The following is an 18389-nucleotide window of genomic DNA, read 5'->3' as shown; positions in this document are numbered from 1 at the left end:
GCAGTATGTTTGGTTTTTAGGCAAGGCGGAGCCTATGTAGTGTGGTTATTCCCCATGAATAGGCGATAACGCAGCATAAATACCAAACATGCGCTGCCCTTTGGGTTCTTTCTAGGGACGATTAACTCTTTGTTGCTCGGTTTTTACTTAGCCCACTAGGTTACAAACCTCGCGCCGCGATTTAATCGCCCCTAGATTGAACAAATTTCAATCCACAAAGATCAACACGCCCTAATCAATTTGAGGGATTAAACCGCACGATAAAATCGTTAAAAATTCCTAATATAGAACAACTAAATAACGAAATTTTTGCCTTGTTATCGATACGGTTTTCTTACCTCAAAATAGACAACTTAATTAAGCGAATTGGTATAAATATGGTCAATTGTGTACATAAATTTGGTGGTTCAAGCTTAAGCTCTAGTGAGCGCTATCAAAGCGTAGCTAAAATAATTATTGGGCATACTCAGCCGGGCGACTGTGTTGTGGTGTCTGCTGCAGGTAAAACTACAGATACACTTGTGTCGTTGTGGCAAAGTTATCAGCTGCAAGACACGCAAGCTGTCGCTGATATTTTACTGCAGTTAAATAACCATCAAAGCGATTTAATTGAGCAGTTATTACAAGCTAATTTAAAGCGCTGCGCACTTAGAACACTAAATACCGAGCTTAGTAATATTGCAGAACTTGCTCAAGCTGAGCAGCTAAAAGAGGCTGCGTTACTTGCGCATGGGGAACTGTGGTCAGCACGTTTACTCGCTACTTATTTACAGCAGCTAAATATTGAGGCGTGTGCTCAAGATGCCCGTAGTCTTTTTACCTTAAACGATGGTGAATTAATGCATGCGCAAAATGCGCAGCAATGTCGACAGTCAATTTTACCTAATAAGATAAATGTTGTTACTGGGTTTATTGCCGCCGATACGAAAGGTGAGACCGTAACACTTGGACGCAACGGTAGCGATTATAGTGCAACACTACTTGCAAATTACTGTAATGCTAAGCAAGTATGTATTTGGACCGATACACAGGGTGTGTTTAGCACTGATCCTCGAAAGGTAAAAAAGGCGATTAAGTACGGCAAAATTTGTCGCGGGCAAGCTAATTTATTAGCTCGTTTGGGTAACCCTGTATTACATGCAAAAACACTATCGCCACTTAAAAACACAGATATTAAGCTAGCTGTTCGTAGTAGTTTTGATGTGCAAGCAAGCCCAACAGATATAGTAAAAGAAGGTTCAGCAAAGAAAAAGCGCTTTATAACCACGCTGCAAAATGTTGATTTGTTAATGGTTGAAGGATTAAGTGAAGGTGAGGTCGCAAGCGTTAGTCAGCTTATTCAGCATAGCCTTCATCATTTTAACCATAATGGTGAAGTGTATTTAGTAGTACCGGCTGCACAAACATATCAAGTTATTAATTACTTTGCTGGTAGAGCTAATATTAGTGAGTCAAATTTAAATGGCTGTGCAATTATTGCCCCTGAGCAAGACGTTAGCGTATTAAAACTGCAAGCTTTAGAAGTATTAGCTGAGCAGACTATAAAACCGCGTTTTGTGCATCAAGATAATGGTTATGTTTTATTACTAACAGACCAATTTATAGATAGCGATATACAAAGCGCCTTACACGATAAGCTAATCAATAAAGGCCAAGAAATAGCCGTTATAGTTGCGGGCCTTGGCAATGTAGGCGATGCTTTTATTGAGCAATTATCGGCACAATTTGAGCGTTTATCAGACGACTTTAGTATTAAATTGGTAGCGCTGGTTCGCTCTAAACATATGTTATTTAATGCAAGTGGCATAAATATATCGCAATGGAAAACTCAATGGCAGCATGAGGCGAATAGCTATGAAGCTGCGGATTTACTTAATGCGATAAGCGAGCTTGACTACGAACATAAAGTGTTAATTGATATTACTGCAAGTGAGCAGTTTAGCTTTTTATATACAGATTTTGTAGACCGAGATTGTCATTTAATTAGTGCTAACAAATATGCAGGTACAGCACCTACTTCTTGGTATAAAGCACTTCGTAGTAACCTTGGCGAACGTAATTTACATTGGCGATATAATACAAGTGTAGGTGCAGGCTTACCTATCAATTTTGCTTTGGCTGATTTGCAAAATAGTGGTGATAAAATTACGCGTATTGAAGGCGTGTTCTCGGGTACACTTTCGTGGTTATGTAGTAAGTATGATGGTACCACTGCTTTTTCTGAGTTGGTATTAGAAGCACAGAAAATGGGGTTCACAGAGCCTGACCCTCGCGAGGATTTATCTGGACGAGATATGCAGCGTAAGTTACTTATTTTAGCCCGAGAGTTAGGTATAGAGCTTGAGCTTGATGATATTAGCTTATCGGCATTAATGCCCGGTGAGCTTGCGCTAGGAAGTTGGGAAGACTTTCTAAACAATAAAGCCCAGCTAGATGCGTTCATTGAAGAGCATGCTGATACAGCAAAAGCTAATAACTCAGTACTGAGATACACAGGCCTATTAGATATAACAAAAACTGAAGTTATCGCTAAAGTAGGAGTTACGTATGTGCCCAATGGGAATGCGTTAGCAAACCTTACACCTGGCGATAATATTTTTGTAATTAATAGCAAATGGTATAGTGATAACGCGCTTGTGATTCAGGGGCCTGGGGCTGGGAAAGAAGTAACCGCTGCGGGTGTACACTCTGACTTATATTGGCTTGTTCAAAACTTAAAATAAGCCATTATTTAAATTTAAACGGCAGCTTAAATAAGCTGCCGTTTTTGTATTACATAGATATTATTAAAATAGCTCTTCTTCGGTTTTTGTGTCTTCTTCAAATATATCGTTTGGCTGAGATAGCACATACTTTGTCGGTGCAGTGCCTTTTTCGAAGTATTCAAAGCGGCTGGTGTAGTCATTTTTGTGACTTAGCAAACCAGTGGCTAAATCAATACGAATCGAAACAAGCCCCTCAGGTGGCTCAATTGGCGCTTCAGGTGTTCCCTCAAGTACGGCTTTCATAAATTCAATCCATGCAGGCTGTGCTGTTTTAGCCCCCGATTCAGCACCAGATATTTGGCTGCTATCTAAGTTGTTATTGTACGTAGAACGACCAAGAGCGTTACCTGGGTTATCAAAGCCCACCCACACAGAAGTCATTACTTTACTGTTAAAACCACTAAACCAGGTGTCTACAGAATCGTTAGTTGTACCTGTTTTACCCGAAAGATCACGACGTTCTAAGGCTTGTGCGCGCCAACCTGTACCACTCCAACCCGTTTTATGGGCCCAACTACCGCCGCCCCAAATACCACTGTGCATTGCATCAGCAATTAAAAAAGCATTCTGCTTAGAAATAATTCTCGGTGCACATTTTTTTGTTGGCTCCACTTCATCACTACTATTATGAAGTGAGAATTCATTATGTGTTGGTAAAGACTCTTCGTCACAGGCAAGGGCAGGGTTTGCTTTGAACAATACATTACCGTAAGCATCTTGAATTTCTGAAATAAAGTAAGGTTCAATTAAGTGGCCACCATTGGCAAATGCACTCATGCCACGGGCAAGTTCAAGTGGAGTAATGGAAGCACTACCCAGTGCTAGTGATTCACTGCGATTAATGTCTGAATCTTTAAAGCCAAACTTTAATAAATGATCAGCTGTACGTTGTAATCCAACGCCGCGTAGTAAGCGCACCGAAATAACGTTTTTAGACTGTGCTAAGGCACGGCGAATTCTTATCGGACCATTATATACAGCAGGGCTGTTTTTAGGACGCCATGCTACGCCTTGGCTTTTATCCCATTGGTTTATAGGAGCATCGTTTAATATAGACGCAAGCGTGTAACCTTTTTCAAGTGCTGCTGAATATATAAAAGGTTTTATATTAGAACCTACTTGACGCTTTGCTTGTACCGCTCGGTTATATTGACTTTGCTCAAAGCTGTAACCACCTACAATAGCTTTAATTCTTCCATCTTGTGGGTCGAGTGACACAATAGCACTTGATGCTTCTGGTATTTGGCTTAGTAAGTAGCTGTCATCTTCATTTTTACGCACCCATATTTGCATTCCTGGCGTTAAAATATCTGTAGCTGCTTTTGGAGCAAAACTTTGGCGGTAACGAGTAATATATTTACGCGCCCATTTTAAGTTATCCCAAGTAAGAGTTGTGCGCTCGCCACTTTTAAGTAATACCGACGCTGTTTTATCATTAACACTAAGCACGGCTGCTGCTTTCAAAGTACCCAACTCATTTACGCTCTGTAATTTATTGAGTATTTGTTGCTCAGTTAAAGCAGGTTGTGTTTCAGGGTCCCATAAAACATCTGTTGGTCCTCTAAAACCATGGCGCATATCATAATTATGTAAGTTGTTTACAAGTGCGTTTTGCGCTGCTTTTTGAACTTTAGACTCTACCGAGGTGAAAATTTTAAAACCTGAGTTGTAAGCTTTATCTATTCCATAACGCGAGACCATTTCAGCGCGCACCATTTCAGAAATATACGGGGCGTATAAATTTATTTCAGCACCATGAAAATAAGCGGTGATAGGTTGGCTCGTTGCTTCGTTATATTCTTCTTGAGTAATATAATTTTCAGTTAATAAGCGCCCTAAAACAACATTTCGGCGTGCTTTTGCACGCGTTGGGTTACGAATTGGGTTTAAAGCTGAAGGGGCCTTCGGTAAACCTGCAATCATCGCCATTTGTGCAAGTGTTAAATCTTTTAACTCCTTACCGTAATAAACTTGTGCTGCAGCACCAATACCAAAAGCGCGATTACCTAATTCTATTTTATTAAGGTAAAGCTCTAAAATTTCGTCTTTTGTTAATACACCTTCAATATGTAGCGCTATAAATATTTCTTTAACTTTACGAATATATGCTTTTTCGCGAGTTAAAAAGAAATTACGAGCAAGCTGCATAGTAATAGTACTTGCGCCTTGTTTTTTCTCGCCGGTAGATATAAGAACAATAGCCGAACGTACAATACCTATAGGATCTATGCCTATATGATCGTAAAATCGATTATCTTCTGTCGCTAAAAATGCATTAATGAGTGTTTGAGGAATTTCATCAATAGTCACTGGAATACGACGCTTTTCACCAAATTGATTGATTAAAAGCCCATCTTTTGTGAATACTTGCATAGGAGTTTGTAATTGCACGTCTTTTAAAACTTGCACACTGGGGATATCAGGTTTAACGTAGTAATAAAGACTGACCAAAGTGATCAGACCAATTAACACACAAATGATAAAAAATTGTAAAGTTCGTTTTAATAAAATCACTTATATTTCCCTAAATGGACTCCCAATTGCGGGTTTTGACTGCTAGTATATATTGATTAAAAAATGAATAATATTTTTTCAGATAAAAATTATAACTTGTTTATTATTAAAACAAAGGCCAAGTTGAAACATGCTAAGTCAACTATTTCAAAAACCGTCCCCGATGATGGTAGGAATTGATATTGGATCGCACTCTATCAAAGCGGTGCTTTTACGTGAAATTGAAACTGGATTTCGACTAGAAGCACTTGCAATTGAGCCGATGCCAAAAGGTGCGATGAGTGAGCGCACAATCCAAGATATTGAAGCGATTGGTAACGTTATTACAAAATTAAGAAAAAAATTACCGAAGTCGTTAAAATCTGCTGCAGTGGCTGTTTCTGGCCAAACAGTTATTACAAAAGTGATCTTCATGGATGTATCGTTAACAGATGCTGAACTTGAATCGCAAATTGAAATTGAAGCTGATAGTTTAATCCCTTACCCACTTGATGAAGTGAGCCTCGATTTTGAGAAGCTTTCGACGAATGAGGCCGATCCTAGCAAAATGAATGTTTTGCTTTCGGCTGCTCGTACTGAGAGTGTTGAAGCACGGGTGGGCGCTTTAGAAGCCGCAAATTTAGAAGCCAAAATAGTAGATGTAGAAAGCTACGCATTGAGCCGTGCTATGGACGTTTACTATCAACAATTACCTAGCGATGCATTTAATAAGTGTGTGGCTGTGGTCGATATTGGCGCAGTTTTAATGCTTGTGAGTGTTGTGCAAGCTGGGGAAACCATTTATACCCGTGACCAAGTTTTTGGTGGCGATCAATATACAAATAGTATTGTTGCTTATTATAATAAAGGCTTTGATGAAGCCGAAATAGGCAAAACATCAGGTGATTTACCGCCAAACTATACCTTTGAAGTATTAGCCCCTTTTCAAACTTCGTTACTTCAACAAGTTCGCAGAGCTGTGCAAATGTTTTTAACAACCAGCGGTAAAGAGCAAATAGATTATATTGTATTAACGGGCGGTACATCGATGATAAAAGGTATCGACCGATTGCTTATTGAAGAACTCGGTATCCACTCAGTTGTTGCAGAGCCTTTTGTAAATATGGAAATTTCCCCAAAGGTAGACCGTAATATAATGCAGCGTCACAAAACGCAGTTTGCAATTGCAACAGGGTTGGCATTAAGGAGTTTTTCAACATGCCACATATAAATCTACTGCCTTGGCGTGAATCACAACGCGAAGAATCGAAAAAGAAATTTGTAACTATACTTGTTGGTGTCGTTATACTTTGTTTTGCAAGTATGTATTTATTAAGCTCTTTTTATAGTGCTTTAAAAGACGGTCAAAACTTAAAGAATAATTATTTAAGCTCAGAAATTAGCATGCTAGATAAAAAAATAAGTGAAATACGAAGCTTAGATAAAAGAAAGGAAAATTTACAACAGCGTATGAGGCTCATTGAAGAATTGCAAAGCAGCCGTAATTTGGGTACGCAAATAATGGATGAAGTTGCCAAAATAGTACCTGGCGGTGTTTATTTAACAAAATTGGAGCGCAAAGGCAGCCAAATACATGTTTTAGGACGTAGTGAATCTAATAACCGCCTATCAACAATGCTCCGCCAAGTACAAAGCTCATATTTACTAGAGAATCCTTCAATGCAGGGCATTGTTGCAGGCGACCAATCTTCGCGTTTACTTAGTGATTTTAATATGGAATTTTATGTAAAACCATTTGATAAAATTGGTGAGGTTAGCGATGAACCTTGATTTTAAAGCACTGAGTGAAATTGATTGGAATGAAATAGAGCTTGATAACATTGGTGATTGGCCAATTGCTGTTAAAGCAATTTGCTGCACATTTGTTGCGGGCCTTGTATTGTTTTTTAGTTATAGCCTATTAGTTTCTGATGAAATTGACAGCTACCATAGTGCCGTGGCAAAAGAAGTTGAACTACGAACAACTTATCGAACTAAGTATGCAGTAGCGAGCAAGCTTGAAATATATCGTCAACAAATGATTGAAATGGAAGATAAGTTTTCACAGCTATTAAAGCGTCTACCCACTTCGAACGAAACTCCTGGTTTACTTGATGATTTATCATATGTTGGGACAACGAGTGGTCTGACTTTTTTAAAAATAGGTTGGCTGCCAGAAGTTGAGAAAGAATTTTATACCGAGCTGCCGATTAAAATCGAAGTAATAGGTAGCTACCATGAGTTTGGTGAGTTTGTAGGTAAAGTGGCCCAGTTACCCCGAATTGTAAGCTTACATGACTTTTCTATTTTATCATCGGGCGATAAACAGTTAACATTCAGCGTTGTTGCAAAAACATATCGTTATGAAGAAGGGGTTAAAAAATGAAACTCCTTCGCGTAGTACCTTTAGCTATAGCGTTTTTTTTAGCTGGTTGTAATGATGACACTTCTGAGCAAAAAGAGTTTATTGATCAGGTAAAAGCAAGCACCACACCAAGGGTTGAGTCGATTCCTGAGCTGACAAAGTTTGAAATATTTGAGTATAGCGCTGGCCAGCTACGTAGTCCGTTTGTAGCACCTCAGCCTGAGATAATCCAAAATAAATTAACGCAAGTAAAAAACTGTTTGCACCCAGATCAAGAGCGTCGCCGCGAACCGTTAGAAAAATACCCGCTAGATAACTTAGCAATGAAAGGCACAATTGGCTCTAGTGGACAAATATGGGCATTAATAACAGCAACAGATGACACTTTGCACCGCGTAACGGTAGGGAATTATCTTGGAAGTTATGATGGCAAAGTAAAAAGAGTAAGCAACGACTATATAGAATTAGTGGAATTAATCCCTGATGGGTCTGGCTGTTGGAAAGAGCGCCTGACGAAATTAGAAATGTTAGAGGCGGCAACAGATGGCGCAAATTAATAATAAAAAAGGTAAAAATAGGATGCATAAGGATGTACTTTGGCTTCATCGTATTTCACGGACATTACTGGCTGCTGTTGCTTTAGTCACTGTAAACTCAGCCATAGCTGGGCCATTGCTTTATGATGTTCGTTATAATCCATTACTTAAAGGCGAAACTGAATTACAGCTTGTTTTTGATGAAGAGTTAACCTTTGAACCAAAAGTTCAAGTGTTTAATAGCCCAGCCCGAATCGAAATGTTTTTTGATACTGCAGAGTTAGAAGTTGGTTTAAATGATGTTGAAGTTAATCAAGCTGGAATTAGCAGTGTTACTAATGTTTTAACTAACAGTGGTTTAAAGGTAACGGTAAACTTAGATAGATTAAAAATTTATGAGACTGAAGTTCATAACAATTTAGTATCGATACGTGTCTCTGATAACCCTCTTACAGAATCTGAAAATGAAGATGTAGTGATGGACTCAGGTGATGTAAGTGGAAATTACATTAACCGTATCCAGTCAATTGATTTTAGACGTGGTGAGAAGGGTGAAGCAAAAGTACTTGTATTTTTACAAGACACTCAAGCTGCAATTGAAGTCCATGAAAGTGGCGGGAAAATTTACGCTGACTTTCATCACACCGATATTTTAGACGATCTACTTTATGAATTAGATGTATTAGATTTTGGAACTGTTGTAAGTAATATCGAGACTTTTAAAGAAGATGGTTTAAGTCGTGTTGTTATCGAACCTAATGCTCAGTTCACGTTTACGTATCAGCAAATAGATAATATTTTAACGTTGACAGTAGAAAAAGATGAAACGCAAAATGCGTACTTAGATGGTGGGGTTGAGTATCAAGGTCGCCCTATGACCTTAAATTTTCAAGATATCTCTGTGCGTGCAGCACTGCAAATTATCGCGGGTTACAACGACTTTAACTTAGTAACCAGTGATTCAGTAACGGGCAATATAACGCTGCGCCTAGATGGTGTACCGTGGGATCAAGCGCTTGACGTAGTACTACGTATTAAAGGGCTAGATAAGCGCATGGATGGCTCTATATTAATGGTAGCGCCTGCAGAAGAACTTGCAGCACGTGAAGCCAAAGATTTAAAAGCTAAACAGCAAGTTGAAGACTTAGAGCCTCTATATAGTGAATACATCCGATTAAACTATGCTAAAGCCGAAAATTTTGCTGACTTATTAAAAACAGATACAAACAGTATTATAACTGCCCGTGGTAGTGTATCTGTTGATCAACGTACAAATACTTTGTTAGTAAAAGATACTGTTAAGAGTATAGAAAATATTCGTCGCATGATTGAAACGCTCGATATTCCAGTGCAGCAGGTTGTAATAGAATCTCGAATGGTAACGGTACGCGATAACGTTACCGAAGACTTAGGCGTACGTTGGGGCTTTAGTGACCAAGGCAGTAGTGTTGGTATTTCAGGCTCTCTTGAAGGCGCAGAAGGTATTTATAATGCGACATCTACTTCAAATGCACCAAGTATTTCAGACCGATTAAATGTAAATTTACCTATCACTAACCCTGCGGCTAGCATTGGCTTACACATAGCAAAACTGGCTAACGGTACGCTGATTGATTTAGAACTAAGTGCGCTTGAGGAAGAGAATAAAGGCGAGATTATTGCTAGTCCACGTATCATAGCGGCTAATCAGCAAAAAGCCCGAATAGAGCAAGGTACTGAAATTCCTTATACTGAGTCAGCTTCAAGTGGTGCTACTACCGTAAGCTTTAAAAAAGCGGTACTGAGCTTAGAAGTTACACCTCATATCACACCTGATAATAAAGTAATTCTAGATTTAATTATTACTCAAGATACACGTGGTGATACTGTACAAACAGGTACAGGTGAAGCGGTGTCTATTGATACTCAAGAAATTCAAACACAAGTGTTAGTCGAGAATGGCCAAACCGTAGTACTCGGTGGTATTTTCCAACAGCAGATCATTAATACTACGAGTAAAGTGCCAATTTTAGGTGACATTCCTTACGTAGGAAGACTATTTAAAACCACAAGTGAGTTTAATGAAAAGCGTGAATTACTTATTTTCGTGACACCGAAAATACAAATTGATTAAAATACAGTGGTTTTATGTTAACCAACGGGTGATTATTTAGATTAATTGCTCGTTATATGGCTTTTTATTCTAATTGACTTGAAATACCCCTGCAATTACTGAGATAATCCCCTCCTTAATTTTGGGGCCAGGTCGTTAGGCGGGGTTTTATTTCAAATTTTAGAGTTTGTTTGTACTAAAAGATATGGCTGAGAAACGTAATATATTTCTAGTTGGCCCCATGGGGGCTGGCAAAAGCACGATTGGTCGTCACATCGCTGACCAATTACACCTTGAATTTGTTGATTCTGATCAAGAAATCGAACGCCGCACAGGTGCAGATATTGCATGGGTATTCGATCTTGAAGGTGAAGAAGGCTTTAGACTTCGAGAAGAGTCTGTTATTGGCGATTTAACCGAGATGCAAGGTATTGTACTTGCTACCGGTGGTGGTTCAGTAATGAGCAAAGAAGTTCGAAACAAGCTTTCGGCTCGAGGTATCGTTGTATACCTAGAGACACCTATAGAAAAGCAAGTTGCACGCACGCAACGCGACAAGCGTCGCCCATTACTGCAAACTGAAGAAGCACCTCGTAACGTACTAGAGCGCTTAGCAGAAGAACGCGAGCCCCTATACAAAGAAGTTGCCGATTTTGTTGTACGTACCGATGAGCAAAGCGCTAAAGTTGTTGCTAACCAAATCATCGAGAAATTAGATTTTTAAAAACCAATAATAAGGAAATAACTAAGCATGCTTAAATTAACAGTTAATTTGGACGAGCGAAGTTATCCTATTTATATTGGGCAATCTGCACTTCAAGATAATGGCCGCCTGGTTCACCACATTGGTGATTGTCGGCCTATCATCATTACTAATGACACAATAGCGCCTTTATATTTACAAGCGTTACTTGACTCATTAGCAGATCAAAATCCGCTATCTTTTATTATTCCTGACGGTGAACAATATAAATCACTTGAATGGTTTGAAAAAATATCAGCATTTTTACTCCAAAATAACTGTGGCCGAGATACGTGCTTAATTGCGTTAGGTGGCGGTGTTATAGGTGATCTAACTGGTTTTGTAGCGGCGTGTTATCAGCGCGGCGTACCATTTATTCAAATACCAACGACAGTGCTTTCACAGGTTGACTCATCGGTAGGTGGTAAAACGGCAGTAAATCATCCTTTAGGTAAAAATATGATAGGGGCATTTTATCAGCCTCAAGCGGTTTTTATTGATACACAAACATTACACACCTTACCAGCAAGAGAGTTTGCAGCAGGTATGGCTGAAGTAATTAAGTATGGTCTGATTTACGATACCGAATTATTTGCATACTTAGAGCGAAACGTAGCTAATTTGCAGCAACTAGATGAAACATGTTTACAGCATATTATTTTTAGATGTTGTGAAATAAAAGCACTTATAGTTGCGCAAGATGAAAAAGAACATGGTTTACGTGCTTTATTAAACTTAGGTCATACATTTGCCCATGCAATTGAGGCAGAAATGGGCTACGGCGTTTGGCTTCATGGCGAAGCTGTTGCAACAGGCATGGTATTAGCAGCTAAACTTGCCAAGACACGCCAAGATTTAAGCGCAAGTGAAGTTGATCGAATTATTAAGCTGCTTGAGCTATATAATTTACCAACAGAAATTCCAAAGCAAATGACTAGCGAGCAGTTCCTAACGCATATGCGTAAAGACAAAAAGAATAAAAGAGGCACTATACGCTTTATTCTACCTACCCAATTTGGCCAGTGTGCATTAGTTGATGATGTTTCTGATGACCAGGTTAGAGACTTAATCGAGCAGTAAATGCAGTCACAAATTTTACCAAGCCGTGCGGCTTTGGTGGATAGAATCGCACTGCAATTTGAGTACGGACAAAATTTAATAGTTTTACTTGGCACATCTGGGCTTGGTAAAAGTTATATGCTCGAAACCTTCATTACAGATAAATACAATGACTTTAATAAAGCGTTTGTGCAAGTAAGTGCACAAATGACTGACGCTCAGCTAATGAGCGATTTATTAGAGCAAAGCTTTAATTCCCCTTTGGTTGATCATAATTTAAGTTTACCTGAAAATTATTACCAGCTACTTGAGCAACAGCAGTGTGGACCTTGTTTATGGGTGCTTGATGGCGGTAGGCAATTATCTGAAGAGATACTAATTGAGCTTGAGTTACTTTCTAAAAATAGCCCTAATACGTTATATATCATAATTGCATCACAGTCTAAACTTGCTTTAAATGACGCTGTCGAAATTTACTTGGAGCCACTGACGCTTCGAGAAAGCAAGATGTTATTGCAGTGGTACTTTACTGATTTGCCTTATGATGAAGACCCTGTTTTTAGTACTTTTTTAGCTGAGGCTCATGGTAACCCCAGTTTATTGCTTGCTTGGCAACCTAGCGAGCACATAGCCGATATTATCGTTAAAGATAAAGTATCTTGGCGATTGCACTTATTGATTTTGATGTTGTTAATTATGCTTTTAATTATTGGTCTGCTTTATAAGTCTGATATGACGCAGTGGTGGCAACAATATTATCAGCAGGAAGAAGCACAAGTCCTAAATACAGCAATATCTGTAGAGCAAGTAAGTGAGCCGGTTATAAAGCAAAATGACTTAGTAGTTACGTTAAATGACCCTGAAGTAGTTGAGCCAGATATTGAGCCAAAGAGCGTACACATTAATGATGTGCCTGCTATCATGCAAAGTCTTACTGAACCTGCAAATACCGTTAAGGTATTAGACAATGCTATTGATAATAGCGCTAAAAACAAAAGCAGTGAAGCAGGTGACGTTGTATCTAAAGCTCTAAAAGTAGAGAAAGTAAATACAGCAGAGCAAACTCAGATCAGCCAAGATAATATTTGGTACATGCAGCAAGCAGATACAAATAGTGTTATTCAATTATTAGCGGTAACTCAGCAGGAAGTTCGCGATAATTTCATTGCTCAATTCAATCTACAGCAGCAAACTCATACTTACCAAACGAAGCGAAATAATCAAATATGGTGGGTTGTCACATTTGGCAGCTTTGAGAGTATAAACGAGGCAAAATCAGCAATGGGTACTTTACCCCCTGGGGTTAGAAAAAATAAACCTTTCTATAAAAAAATTAGTAAAATAAAGCAAGAAATAGCAGTCGTTGATCAGTAAAACACACTGCTTTAGTGTAAAATCGCGCAACACCAGATTGAAGTAAAGAGCCAATGCAGCAAAAAAGTAGAGCCTTCCTTAAATGGGCCGGCGGAAAATACAGCCTAGTTGAAAACATTAATGCGCGATTAAACCAAGCTAGCAAGCATGCTGATACTTTGGTTGAACCTTTTGTTGGTGCAGGCTCTGTGTTTTTAAATAGTGACTTTAAGCACTATATCCTCAACGATATCAATGCAGACTTAATTAACTTATATAAAGAGCTTAAAAGCTCTCCAGATGAGCTTATTAGCGACGCTAAAAAGCTATTTGTTGATTTGAATAATCACGCAGATGCGTATTACGAATATCGTGTGCAGTTTAATCAAAGCCGTGATGTATACGAACGTTCAATCTTGTTTTTATACATGAACCGCCATGGTTACAACGGACTGTGTAGGTATAATTTAAAAGGCATTTTTAATGTGCCTTTTGGTAAGTATAAAAAGCCTTACTTTCCTGAAAAAGAAATGTATTTTTTTGCTGAAAAAGCACAAAAAGCAACGTTCACTTGTTTAGATTACGATGACGTTTTTAAGTTAGTGCCTAACAATGCTGTTATTTATTGCGACCCACCTTATGTACCATTAAGTAAAACGGCTTCTTTTACGTCTTACGCAAAAGGGGGGTTTAATTTAGATGATCAGGCGAACTTAGCTAATTTGGCAGAACAAGCCGCATTTGAAAATAACACACCTGTGCTTATTTCAAACCACGATACCGTGTGGACGCGTAAAATTTATAGCCAAGCATCGCTTGAACAAATTCAAGTAAAGCGCACTATTAGCCCCAAAGGTGGCTCTAGAAATAAAGTTGACGAGTTGATGGCTATGTATTTAGCACCCAAGCAACCACTGCGTAAATTGCGATAACAAAAGCAACAAATAGTACAATCGCAATTAAAATGATGGATAAAGGGGAGTGTTGTTTAAAATCGACTTGGCGTTTATTTTCAGACTGAACACCAAAAAATGCAGCTAGCACACTTTGCAACGCGCTAAAAAATTGTAGCATTATTTAAAATAAAGGTTTTAAAGAAGGAGCGTTTTTAGAATCTTCAGAACTAGTAAGTAGTTCCAGTAAATCAAGGTAATGAAACTGAGCACTACGGCTATCGCCAGTTAACCACGAAAACCATGATGACTCTTCTTCAGCTTTAATACACGCAGTTAAAGTGTTTTGAGCACTTACCACTTGTTTATTATGACAATTACTCACTGAGCTTAATTCTTGCTCAGAGCTTGAACCAAAACTAAACGCCCCGATAAGCAGTAATGCCGACGCAATTAATATCCCAATTTTAAAAGCACGCATGATGAAATCCAATAATTTGTTACTTTTTTAATCATAGCAAATACTGGTTAAATATCAAACTTAAAGTTACCTAAAATGGGGGCTATTACGCCATATTACTTGGGTAACATCTTCAATTAAGTTACATTAACGCAATACACTATTTATTGATGGAGTTAATCATGTTTAACCCAGAGCAAAAATATTTAATAGCCCCTTCTATTTTGTCTGCTGATTTTGCAAAGCTAGGCGAAGATGTTGATAAAGTTCTCGAAGCGGGTGCTGATGTGGTTCACTTTGATGTAATGGATAATCACTATGTACCTAATCTCACAATTGGTCCTATGGTGTGTAAAGCACTAAGAGATTACGGTATTACAGCACCTATCGACGTACATTTAATGGTTAAGCCTGTAGATAGCATAATACCTTTATTTGCTGAGGCTGGTGCTTCTATTATTACTTTTCATCCTGAAGCCAGCGAGCACGTCGATCGTACAATACAGTTAATTAAAGATCACGGTTGTAAAGCAGGCTTAGTGTTTAACCCAGCAACAAGCCTAAGTTATTTAGACCATGTTATTGATAAGCTAGATACTATTTTACTAATGTCGGTAAATCCTGGGTTTGGCGGGCAAAGCTTTATCCCTCATACGCTTGAAAAATTACGCCAAGCAAAACAGCGTATTATTGAATCAGGCCGAGATATTCGCTTAGAGGTTGATGGTGGTATTAAAGTCGATAATATTGCAGCAGCGGCTCGAGCGGGTGCTGATATGTTTGTTGCAGGCTCAGCTATTTTTAATCAACCAGATTACAAAGTGGTGATTGATCAAATGCGTGAGCAGCTTGGAAGTGTTAAGTAATGAAGTACGATGTCGCCTTATTTGATTTAGATGGTACTTTGGTTGATAGCGTTTACGACTTGTATATCGCTATTAATTTAACCTTGAGCGATTTTGCTTTTCCTATTGTTAGTCAACGCTTGGTTGAAAGTTGGGTTGGTAATGGTGTTGAAGTCCTTGTAAAACGCGCTTTGAGTGGCGATATGCAAGTGAGTGAAAATTTAGATGAGTCACTTAGTGGCAAAGCAATATTACAGTTCTATAAGTATTATGAACAGCAAGTTGGTGAGTATAGTGTTTTGTACCAACATGTAGAAACAGGGCTTGCAGCACTTCGCGGTATGCCTAAAGCATTAATCACTAATAAGTCTCGAATTTTTACAGAGAAACTACTCGAAAAATTGGCACTAACGAGTCATTTTGATGTGGTTGTATGCGGTGACGACATGGCAAAAAAACCATCGCCAGAACCATTGCTATTTGCCTGCAAAAAACTAAATGCGGAGCCTAATAAAGCAATAATGATAGGTGATTCTAAAAGCGATATACTTGCAGCTAAAGCCGCTAATATAGACGTAATTGCACTTAGTTATGGCTATAACCAAGGTGAAAGTCTTGAGGATTATAATCCGCAGTACCTATGCGATAACTTCTTAGATATAATACCTGTTCTAACGCAGCGTTAAATATTATTCATTAAGCAAAATAAAGGAAAATCATGAGTAAACCAGTAGTTTTAAGCGGCATTCAGCCAACCGGTGGTATGACAATAGGCAACTATGTTGGCGCTATTAACCAGTGGCTAAAGTTACAGGAAGACCACGAAAGTTTCTTTATGTTAGTAGACTTACACGCTATTACGGTTCGCCAAGAGCCTGAATTACTGCGCTCTCGAGTGTTAGATGGTATTGCTCTTTATGCGGCATGTGGCATTGATCCTGAAAAATCTGCGTTATTTGTACAATCGCAAGTACCTGAGCATGCACAATTAGCGTGGGTATTAAATTGTTACGCGCAAATGGGTGAGCTTAATCGAATGACTCAGTTTAAAGACAAGTCATCTAAGCACGCAAATAACGTAAACGTGGGCTTATTTTCATATCCGGTATTGCAAGCTGCAGATATTTTATTATACCAAGCTGATCAAGTACCAGTAGGGGATGATCAAAAGCAACACTTAGAGCTGACTCGCGATATAGCCACACGCTTTAATAATTTATATGGCGACGTATTTAAATTACCAGAGCCGTACATCCCTGAGTTTGGTGCACGCGTAATGAGCTTGCAAGATCCACTTAAAAAAATGTCTAAGTCTGACGAAAACCCAAATGGTTACATCATGTTATTAGATGAGCCTAAGCAAATTGTGAAAAAGCTTAAAAAAGCAGTAACTGATTCAGATGAACAAGCACGTATTTATTTTGATCGCACAGAAAAGCCTGGCGTATCAAACTTGCTTACTTTATTGAGTGTTGTAACTAAGCGCTCAATTGAAGACCTAGTTCCTGAGTATGAAGATAAAATGTATGGCCATTTAAAGAAAGATACAGCAGATGCAGTTGTAAATATGATTGAGCCAATTCAAGCACGCTTTAAAGAGATCAGAGAAGATCAAAACCTACTTGATGGCATAATGAAGTCAGGTGCTGAAAAAGCAAGTGTACGCGCTGAGAAAACATTGAAATCGGTATACGATGCGCTTGGTTTTATTCCTCGCGGGTAAGTTTATTAAAATAAAAAAATGCCGCTTGTTAGCGGCATTTTTTATATAGCACATATCAACATGATGGACCCAAATAGAAACAGTAGCGATATAGCTAGTTTGTCTGTTTTATCCATTATTCAGCCCCTCTTACTTTTATATCTGCCGTGCTATTAATATCAACTAAAGAAACTTTATAGCCCTTATTTTCAAGTAAGGTAAGTAAACTATCTTGTCCTGCAAGATGGGCAACTCCAACAAGTACAAACTCATTTTTGTCGTTGTTAAACATGGCTTCTACTTTTGGTAACCAATCATTATTTCTATCTGTAATGATTTGTTTGTAGCTATTCGGATCATTTTGCTGCATATCTTCAAGTGCTACTTTATTTAGGGTGTCTGTATCACCTTTGCGCCAGGCAGCTAAAAGTCCTTTAAACATATCGCCATAGTTGTGAAGCTCGGCTAAGTTACGTTTAATGAAATCGTTTTCGTTGCCTTGACCCATTGTTTTAAAAAGCTCTAACTGAAATTCGATTGTTTCTAAGTAATTTTTCGTTTTGTTATCTTCAGTCGCTTTTTTAGTAAAGTAAGCATCAACCCCTTCACCCATTAAATTTTGCTTTTGAAGCTCCATCGACATTAAAACAATACCAACCATAGCAGGGCGAAAACCATCTAACTTAGCGAGGTTAGCGCCAAACTCGCTAAGCTTATTTTCAAGTGATGCCTTAATCTCGGGTTCAAGTTTTTGACTTAACGTTTCGTTATTTGTATACGATAGTGCGCCTAACATTTGCATTTGTGCATTGGTGTCGGCTGGGTCAGGTAACTGTGCTTCTAAAATAATTGTATCCGCTTGTTCATAAGCATGGTTAAACTCAGCGGGTAGTGGCATTTCAGCTTTAGGTAGTATGTGAACTGTACCGCCAATAAATAGTGAGTCATTACCATTGCTTACTTGCCATACAGAGCTTTGGGCCTGTGCTGTATTTGCTAAAAGACTACAACTAAGTAATACGCTGGCAGGTACTAATTTTTTTGTGAATTTTTTCATGATAATTCCTTTATGTAACTTTTAATT

17 protein-coding genes are annotated in these 18389 nt (G+C 38.5%); 13 read left to right on the top strand and 4 right to left on the bottom strand.

Annotated features, from left to right (window positions below):
- Positions 1-377 precede the first annotated feature (377 nt).
- Positions 378-2723 carry a bifunctional aspartate kinase/homoserine dehydrogenase II gene (gene metL, locus H5087_RS02650; RefSeq protein ID WP_182671055.1) on the top strand — a complete coding sequence of 782 codons (2346 nt, stop codon included), beginning with the start codon at positions 378-380 and terminating at the stop codon, positions 2721-2723.
- 63 nt (positions 2724-2786) lie between these two features.
- Here the strand turns inward: metL and H5087_RS02645 are convergent, their stop codons facing one another.
- Positions 2787-5279, bottom strand: a complete 2493-nt coding sequence (locus tag H5087_RS02645) for a penicillin-binding protein 1A (protein ID WP_182671054.1) — start codon at positions 5277-5279, stop codon at positions 2787-2789.
- Between the two features lie 130 nt (positions 5280-5409).
- Between H5087_RS02645 and H5087_RS02640 the strand changes: the two genes are divergently transcribed.
- From H5087_RS02640 to H5087_RS02600, 9 genes are all read left to right on the top strand, one after another.
- Complete coding sequence (locus H5087_RS02640; protein WP_024596029.1) at positions 5410-6489, top strand: pilus assembly protein PilM; 1080 nt, start codon at positions 5410-5412, stop codon at positions 6487-6489.
- Positions 6477-7049 (top strand): PilN domain-containing protein, encoded by a 573-nt coding sequence (locus H5087_RS02635; protein ID WP_002958376.1) that lies wholly within the window; start codon positions 6477-6479, stop codon positions 7047-7049. The genes H5087_RS02640 and H5087_RS02635 overlap by 13 nt, the downstream gene beginning before the upstream one ends.
- Positions 7039-7644: a type 4a pilus biogenesis protein PilO gene (locus tag H5087_RS02630; protein WP_024596028.1), complete on the top strand. Its 606-nt coding sequence runs from the start codon at positions 7039-7041 to the stop codon at positions 7642-7644. The genes H5087_RS02635 and H5087_RS02630 overlap by 11 nt, the downstream gene beginning before the upstream one ends.
- Positions 7641-8180 carry a pilus assembly protein PilP gene (locus tag H5087_RS02625; protein WP_182671053.1) on the top strand — a complete coding sequence of 180 codons (540 nt, stop codon included), beginning with the start codon at positions 7641-7643 and terminating at the stop codon, positions 8178-8180. Before H5087_RS02630 ends, H5087_RS02625 begins: the two co-directional genes overlap by 4 nt.
- Positions 8167-10272, top strand: a complete 2106-nt coding sequence (locus H5087_RS02620; protein ID WP_039485840.1) for a type IV pilus secretin PilQ — start codon at positions 8167-8169, stop codon at positions 10270-10272. Before H5087_RS02625 ends, H5087_RS02620 begins: the two co-directional genes overlap by 14 nt.
- Positions 10273-10456: 184 nt before the next feature.
- Entirely contained in the window at positions 10457-10975 is a 519-nt protein-coding gene (gene aroK / locus H5087_RS02615) for a shikimate kinase AroK (RefSeq protein WP_004589350.1), read from the top strand.
- A 27-nt stretch (positions 10976-11002) separates the two neighbouring features.
- Positions 11003-12073: a 3-dehydroquinate synthase gene (aroB, locus tag H5087_RS02610; protein WP_024596026.1), complete on the top strand. Its 1071-nt coding sequence runs from the start codon at positions 11003-11005 to the stop codon at positions 12071-12073.
- The gene (locus tag H5087_RS02605) at positions 12074-13426 is read left to right on the top strand and encodes an SPOR domain-containing protein (RefSeq protein WP_182671052.1); all 1353 of its coding nucleotides are present in this window, start codon (positions 12074-12076) and stop codon (positions 13424-13426) included.
- 53 nt (positions 13427-13479) lie between these two features.
- On the top strand, positions 13480-14337 hold the full coding sequence (locus H5087_RS02600; protein ID WP_002958383.1) for a Dam family site-specific DNA-(adenine-N6)-methyltransferase: 858 nt from the start codon (positions 13480-13482) through the stop codon (positions 14335-14337).
- Here the strand turns inward: H5087_RS02600 and H5087_RS02595 are convergent.
- Positions 14294-14479: a DUF2970 domain-containing protein gene (locus H5087_RS02595; RefSeq protein WP_002958384.1), complete on the bottom strand. Its 186-nt coding sequence runs from the start codon at positions 14477-14479 to the stop codon at positions 14294-14296. The genes H5087_RS02600 and H5087_RS02595 overlap by 44 nt on opposite strands.
- Positions 14480-14482: 3 nt before the next feature.
- Entirely contained in the window at positions 14483-14779 is a 297-nt protein-coding gene (locus H5087_RS02590) for a hypothetical protein (RefSeq protein ID WP_182671051.1), read from the bottom strand.
- Between the two features lie 161 nt (positions 14780-14940).
- Here H5087_RS02590 and rpe point away from each other — a divergent pair, with 161 nt between their 5' ends.
- The 3 genes from rpe to trpS are packed head-to-tail and all read left to right on the top strand — an operon-like array spanning position 14941 to position 17326.
- Entirely contained in the window at positions 14941-15624 is a 684-nt protein-coding gene (rpe, locus tag H5087_RS02585) for a ribulose-phosphate 3-epimerase (RefSeq protein WP_002958386.1), read from the top strand.
- The gene (locus H5087_RS02580) at positions 15624-16289 is read left to right on the top strand and encodes a phosphoglycolate phosphatase (protein WP_182671050.1); all 666 of its coding nucleotides are present in this window, start codon (positions 15624-15626) and stop codon (positions 16287-16289) included. Before rpe ends, H5087_RS02580 begins: the two co-directional genes overlap by 1 nt.
- 32 nt (positions 16290-16321) lie before the next feature.
- The gene (gene trpS, locus H5087_RS02575; protein ID WP_182671049.1) at positions 16322-17326 is read left to right on the top strand and encodes a tryptophan--tRNA ligase; all 1005 of its coding nucleotides are present in this window, start codon (positions 16322-16324) and stop codon (positions 17324-17326) included.
- Positions 17327-17441: 115 nt separating this feature from the next.
- On the opposite strand, the gene H5087_RS02570 is transcribed toward trpS, so the two are convergent.
- A complete protein-coding gene (locus H5087_RS02570) occupies positions 17442-18362 on the bottom strand; it encodes a TraB/GumN family protein (RefSeq protein WP_182671048.1) in 921 nt (306 codons plus the stop codon).
- Positions 18363-18389 lie beyond the last annotated feature (27 nt).

It is taken from the genome of Pseudoalteromonas sp. SR43-7, assembly GCF_014163785.1.
Lineage (GTDB): Bacteria > Pseudomonadota > Gammaproteobacteria > Enterobacterales > Alteromonadaceae > Pseudoalteromonas > Pseudoalteromonas distincta.
The sequence above is the reverse complement of the archived record's forward strand: the minus strand, read 5'-3'. Positions and strand labels throughout refer to the sequence as shown.